Source organism: Pseudonocardia sp. (assembly GCF_025465255.1).
Lineage (GTDB): Bacteria > Actinomycetota > Actinomycetes > Mycobacteriales > Pseudonocardiaceae > Pseudonocardia.
Genome location: NZ_JAODNI010000122.1, coordinates 20,849 through 27,231, shown reverse-complemented (window position 1 = coordinate 27,231; position 6,383 = coordinate 20,849). Strand labels below are relative to the sequence as shown.

The window sequence follows — 6,383 nt, the reverse complement described above, 5'->3', positions numbered from 1 at the left end:
TTCTGGCCTGGCAAGAAGGCGCCGACCTCGAAGCGCCCTGCCGCGATCTCGTCGAGAATTGCTGCGGCGAGCTTCTCGTACGGGTACCTCGGCTCCCGGAGCGGCGACCGCGACTCCAGCGGCCGAGCGGGCATCCGGGAGAACAGACTCGTCGCGGCGCGCTGGTCGGACTCAGACACCCACGCCGCATAGACGCGCAGCGTCGTCGTCCCGCCACCCGCGTGTCCAAGACGCCCCGCGACGGTGCGTACGTCGACGCCGGCGGCAATCAGCTCTGTGGCGGAGTAGTGGCGCAGCTTGTGGATAGAGGTCTGGATGCCGAGCCGCTTGGCGAGCTTGCCGTAGCGCTGGCTCACCGAGTCAGGAAGCAGATGGGTCGACCCGTCCGGGGCGAGAGAGAACAAGAAGGCGTCCGGCGACAGCTCAAGCCCCAGCTCGCCGGCTCGGCTCAAGCATCGATTCTGGTGCCCCGCCAAGAGTGCGACGGTCTCCGGATCGAGAGCGATACGCCGCTGCTGATGGGTCTTCGTGTCCTTCTCCCACGTCTGGCCGCTGCGTTGCCCGATGCTGCGCTCCAGCGCAAGAACGCCCGTGTTGAGGTCGACGTGGCGCCATCGGATGCCGCACAGCTCTCCACGCCGAAGGCCCGTCACCATCGCGACCCAGACCAACAGACCCCAGTCCGGGTCCTTCCACGCCTCGGCGAGGATCCGCGCAGCCTCCTGGGCGCTGGGCGGACGCGGGCTCGGCCGGGGCGCTGGCGGTGGCTCGGCTTCCATGATCGGGTTCGTGGCGAGCCAGCGCCAGCGGACAGCTCTTTTGAGTGCACCGCTGAGCACGAAGTGGACCTGCCGGATCGTCGACGCGCTAAGCGGCGTGCAGACGTGCGGCCGGCAACGTGGGTCGCATTCGTGTGCCCGCTCCGTGCGATGCTCGATGTAGGCACTGCGGTCGCAGTGATCCCGGCACCGCCGCAGCTCTGCGTAGAGCGAGTCGAACACCCCGGCATCGAGAGAGCCGACCGAGGCCCGGCCGATGAACGGGCGGATGTGCTTGTCCGCGTATCGGACATAGGTGTCCATTGTCGAGCGCTCCAGCGTCAGCAGCTCGAAATGCTGATCGAGTAGCTGGTTGACCGTGGCGCTCGTCTTCGGGTGCTTGCGCTCGTCGACCTGGTTCGCGAGCCGGCGCACAACCTTCTCCGCGTCGGCCCATGCGGTCGGGCCCGGCGGCACCACCTCACGGAGGTAGTGCCGGCGCTTCGTCACAGGATCGATCCCTGCGTACACCGACACACGGAGCGAACCGCTTGGGAGCTCGTCGATGCCTCCACGAGCCCGTTGTCTCCGCCGCGACGCACCCGCCATGGTGCGAACAGTACCGCCACTCGCACCACGTATGAATCCATGACACCGAGTCAAGTGTGGAGCGGAGAACGAACCTTGCTGGTCAAGCCTGGTGGGCCCCCGGGGGATCGAACCCCGAACCCGCGGATTAAAAGTCCGCTGCTCTGCCGATTGAGCTAGAGGCCCGCACCACCACCCACCCGCGGTGCGCGCGCCCAGCCTACGGGTCCACCACGGCCCGTCGCGCGGGACTCGCGCACCACGTCACACCCGCGGAGGGACCACGGGGGCGACACCCCGCGTCGCGTTCGAGCACAATGGTTCTCCGTGACCGCGCAGGACCTCGTCCAGACCCCCGCACCGCAGGAACCCGTGTCCCGAGCGACCCCTGTGGTGAAGCCGCTGCGCATCGGGCCCTACCAGGTCGACTCCCCGGTGGTCCTCGCGCCGATGGCCGGCATCACCAACCCCGGGTTCCGGCGGCTGTGCCGCGAGCAGGGTTCCGGGTTCTACGTCTGCGAGATGATCACGTCCCGTGGGCTGGTCGAGAAGAACCCGCTGACCCTGCGGATGATCGCGATGGACCCGGACGAGTCGCCGCGGTCGATGCAGCTCTACGGCGTGGACCCGGCAGCCATGGGGCAGGCCGTCCGGATGATCGTCGAGCGGGACCTCGCGGACCACGTCGACATGAACTTCGGCTGCCCGGTCCCCAAGGTGACCCGCAAGGGCGGCGGGGCGGCGCTGCCGTTCAAGCGGCGGCTGTTCGAGCGGATCGTGCGGGCCGCCGTCGACAACGCCGACGGGCGCCCGGTCACCGTGAAGATGCGGATCGGCATCGACGACGAGCACCACACCTACCTCGACGCCGGCCGGATCGCGGCGGACGCGGGGGTCGCGGCCGTCGCCCTGCACGCGCGGACGGCGTCGCAGCGCTACTCGGGTACCGCGGACTGGTCCGCCATCGCCCGGCTCCGCGACCACCTGCCAGCCGAGCTGCCCGTTCTCGGCAACGGGGACATCTTCAGCGCCGACGACGCGCTCGAGATGGTCCGGCGCACAGCGTGTGACGGGGTGGTGGTCGGCCGCGGCTGCCTCGGTCGGCCCTGGCTCTTCGCCGATCTCGAGGCGGCCTTCGCGGGCCGGCCGCTACCGATCCCGCCGACGCTCGGGGAGGTCGCGGTGACCCTGCGCCGGCACGCCGTCCTGCTCGGCGAGCACATGGGCGTCGACAAGGGGATCCGGGACGTCCGCAAGCACATCGCGTGGTACCTGAAGGGCTTCGCGGTCGGATCGGACGTGCGAAAACGTCTCGGCCTGGTCAACAGCATCGACGAGCTCGACGAACTCCTCGCCATGCTGGACCTCGACCAGGAGTTCCCGCCCGACGCCGAGGGCCCGCGTGGCCGTCAGGGCTCCCCGGGGCGCGTCGTCCTCCCCGAGCACTGGCTGGACGATCCGGAGGACCCCTCCGTCCCGTTCGGGGCGGAACTGGAGCACTCCGGCGGGTGAGCGCACCCCGGTGGTGATCTTGCCGACGGACGGTGCGAGTGTCTTCGCCCGGTCGGGTGGCGTGCCGCGCGAACGGGTGCGGTGATCCCATCCACCTCAAGAGTCCCCCGGGTCACGACGACATACCGGATAGGAGTCGGGGAGGTGATCGAGCGATGGACGCCGTCGGCATGATCCGCACGTTGCCGCACGAGGGCCGCGACGCCGAGCCGCGCCCGGCGGACGCACTGCCCCCCGACTCCCCCCGCGCCCGCGCCGCCCTGCACACCGCCGCGGCGGAGCGGCTGGCCCAGCAGCACCAGTGGCAGCAGGCCTACATGCACCTGCAGGCCGCGGTGGAGCTGCTGCGCAGCGGGGACACCGCCACCGGCACCCACGACGAGCTGGACCGCCTGCGTCGCGAGCACGCGGAGGCACGCGAGCAGTCGCGCCGGGACAGCCTGACCGCCTCCTACAACCGCCGCTACCTCGACGAGCGGCTCGCCGCCCTGCTGGGCGACCTCGACGACACGGCGCTGCGCACCACCGGGATCTGCGTCGCGCTCGTCGACATCGACCACTTCAAGCTGGTCAACGACACGCACGGACACCTCTTCGGGGACCGGGTGCTGCAGCGGATGGTCGCCGAGCTCGACGCGGCGCTGCCGGACGACGGCTTCTGCGCCCGCTACGGGGGCGAGGAGTTCGCACTGGTCCTGCCCGGACGGGCGCTGGGCGCCGCCGTGGACATCTGCGAGACGGCCCGCGAGCGCATCGCGCACCATCCGTGGTCCGATCTGCACCCGGAGCTGCGGGTGACGGTGAGCATCGGCGTCGCGCACGCCGTGGGCGTCCCGACCGAGGTCGAGCGGCTCATCGGCGAGGCGGACATGCTCCTGTACACGGCGAAGGAGGCGGGCCGCAACGCCGTCGCCTACCGCGCCGGGCACGTCCGGCTCGCGGGGCCGGCCAGCGGGCGGCGTTCGATCCCGCAGCCCGTCCGCACCACCGGCTGACCCCCGCACCGTCCGCCCGTGACGGCTCCGTAAACTCCCTCGAGGGGCGGACGGAGCCGGGAGCTGGCTCGGCCGCCCTTCCGTGTGTCCGGACGAGCCGCAAAGGGTCGGGAGGTGGCGTGCAGGAGCAGGACGACCGCGCTCCCCGCGACCCCGGCCCGGACCGTCGCCGCCGGCACCGGGACCCCGCCGACCAGGACGTCCCGGAATCGGACGGCGACGATGTGCTCGCGCGCTACGGGCTCCGGTCCCCCACCGCGGACCTGCCCCCGCCCGAGGCGGGCGGGCGGCGGCGACGTCCCGTTCCGCCCGCCGATCCGGAGGCGCAGAGTCCCGGCCCGCGCGGTGGCGGGCCGGCCCGGCGCCTGACGCGGCGCGAGGAACGCGAAGCCCGTGAGGCGGCCGCACTCGGCAGGCCCGGTGGTCCCGGTGGGCCCACCGGGGCACCACCGACGGGTCCGACGGCCTCCCGGCCGGGCTCCGCCACGCCCCCGCCCGCGAGCGCCCCCGCTCCCCCGGAGGGCCCCGCGCCGGCGGACCGGCAGCCGAACGGGGTCCGGCGGAACGGAGCCGCGCGCCCCCGGGTCCCGGGGGCGCCACCCGGACGTCGCCGGAACGGTTTCCGCCCGGATGGCGCACCTCCGCGCAATGCACCCTCCGGCGGCGGTCCGGAGAACCCGGACACGGTCCCTCCGCGGCCCCGCAACCAGCCGGAATCCGGCCGGCCGCCCTTCGCCGGCCGGCCCGGCGGCACCCCTCGGCCCGACGCGTTCGGCGGACCCGTCCCGGCGGCGCCGAGCCGCCTTGGCGCACCTCCCACCGTGGTCCCGACCTCGGCCGGCGCTCCCGCGGCGCCGGGCGCGGCCGAGGAGACCGTCCGCGTCCCCGCGGCCACCCCGACCGCGCCCCCGGCCGCCGAGACCGCAGCGCGCACGGCGGAGGAGGTCGAGGAGACGACCGCGCTCGCCTCCCGCGTCCGGCGCATCGACGAGAGCCTCACCCGGCTCACCGCCGCCCACGCCGGGATGGCACTGCAGACCCGGGAGGGCGAGGAGCCCGAGCCCGACGAGGACGAGTCCGCGGAGGCACCGGCGACCCCCACCCGTCGCCCCGTGCTCGCGGTGAAGATCCTCGTCGCCGCCGTCGCGTTCCTGCTGTTCGCGGGCACCGCGCTGAGCTGGGGCGCGTTCCGCTGGATGGAGTCGACCATCCGGCCCGTCGACGCGCTGGACCCCACGTCCGGCTCGATCGTCGACGCGGCGGCCCAGGCGGGCGACGACACCGTGGTGGTCCTCGGCACCGCCTCCGGCAGTTCGGGCGACACGGCGAGCACCGGCACCCGGACGGACACGGTCGTCCTCACCCACGTCGCCGCGAGCGGGGACCGGGTCGTCACCGTCTCGCTGCCCACGGACCTGGAGATCAACCGGCCGCCGTGCCAGCGCTGGGACCAGAACGCGGCCGCCTACCTGGACGAGACCGTCCCGGCCGAGACCCGCACGACCCTGGGATCCGCCTACGAGGTCGGCGGCCCGCGCTGCACGGTCCGCGCGGTGCAGCAGCTCACCGGCCTCGCCGTGACCCGGTTCGTCGCGCTGGACATGCCGGGGGTGAAGGACATGGTCGACGCCCTCGGCGGCGTCGAGGTGTGCGTCGAACGGCCGGTGGTCGACGACCGGCTGGGCCCCGTCGTCCCGCAGGCCGGCACCACGACCCTCGACGGCGAGCAGGCCGTCCGCTTCGCCGAGGCCTCCGCCGTCCCCACGGACTCCTCGCCGGCGTTCGGCCAGGCCCAGCGCCAGCAGCGGCTCCTCGCCGCGGTGTTCGGCGAGGCCCTGTCCACCCACGTGCTGCTCTCCCCCGGCACCACCCGCGACGTCGTGACGGCGCTGGGCCACAGCATGCTGGCGGACAACGCGGGCATGCAGGACCTGCTCGCCCTCTCCACCGCCCAGCGCCGGCTCGACGCCGACGGCGTCACGTTCGTGCCGCTGCCGGTGAGCGGTGTGCCGAACACCCGGGGCAACCTCGAGCTGCGCACCGGGGACGCGAACGAGCTGTTCAGCGCGATGCGGAAGGACCGGCCGCTGCCCGAGTCCGCGACGGCGCCGGCCGCCCGGTCCACCGCCGCCGCGCCGGACAGCGTCACCGTCGACGTGCTCAACGCCGCCGGCCGCGACGGGCTCGCCACCCAGATCGGGACGACGCTGCGCGGCCTCGGCTACGGCGTCGGGGCGGTCTCGAACGCGCCCGAGCCCTCGGCGGACACGGTGGTGAAGTTCTCCGCGGACCGCTCCGCGCAGGCGCAGGCGATCGCCGGTCTGGTGCCCACGGCCCGGCTCGTGCCGGACACCGGGACCAGCGGCTCGCTCCAGCTCGTCCTGGGCACCTCGTTCGACGGCACGGTGCGCACGCCGGCGCAGGGCGCGGTCGCGCCCGCGGCGCAGCCGGCCACCGCGTCCCCCGCGACCTGCGACTGAGCGGGCTCGTTGAACCGAGGGTTCACCCCCGGTTCATGTGCTGCTGCTGC

4 protein-coding genes and 1 tRNA gene are annotated in these 6,383 nt (G+C 73.5%); 3 read left to right on the top strand and 2 right to left on the bottom strand.

From position 1 onward, the window contains the following. Nucleotides 1-1,268, bottom strand: a 1,268-nt coding sequence (locus JWP64_RS15215) for a site-specific integrase (RefSeq protein WP_297496911.1), incomplete at its 3' end; no start/stop codon positions are given. A gap of 188 nt (nt 1,269-1,456) precedes the next feature. Next, nucleotides 1,457-1,532, bottom strand: a tRNA-Lys gene (locus JWP64_RS15210). 186 nt (nt 1,533-1,718) lie between these two features. On the opposite strand from JWP64_RS15210, the gene dusB reads away from it, so the two are divergent. The 3 genes from dusB to JWP64_RS15195 all read left to right on the top strand — a co-directional run bounded on the left by dusB (nt 1,719) and on the right by JWP64_RS15195 (nt 6,333). Next, nucleotides 1,719-2,858, top strand: coding sequence for a tRNA dihydrouridine synthase DusB (dusB, locus tag JWP64_RS15205; RefSeq protein WP_366889995.1), 1,140 nt, complete (start codon nt 1,719-1,721; stop codon nt 2,856-2,858). 155 nt (nt 2,859-3,013) lie between these two features. Then, the gene (locus tag JWP64_RS15200; RefSeq protein WP_297496908.1) at nt 3,014-3,853 is read left to right on the top strand and encodes a GGDEF domain-containing protein; all 840 of its coding nucleotides are present in this window, start codon (nt 3,014-3,016) and stop codon (nt 3,851-3,853) included. Between the two features lie 821 nt (nt 3,854-4,674). Continuing rightward, nucleotides 4,675-6,333 carry an LCP family protein gene (locus JWP64_RS15195; RefSeq protein WP_297496904.1) on the top strand — a complete coding sequence of 553 codons (1,659 nt, stop codon included), beginning with the start codon at nt 4,675-4,677 and terminating at the stop codon, nt 6,331-6,333. The last annotated feature ends 50 nt before the right edge of the window (nt 6,334-6,383 follow it).

Excerpts from the sequence above, each read along its gene's own strand:
- JWP64_RS15200 (WP_297496908.1), top strand. The coding sequence starts at position 3,014 with ATGGACGCCGTCGGCATGATCCGCACGTTGCCGCACGAGGGCCGCGAC.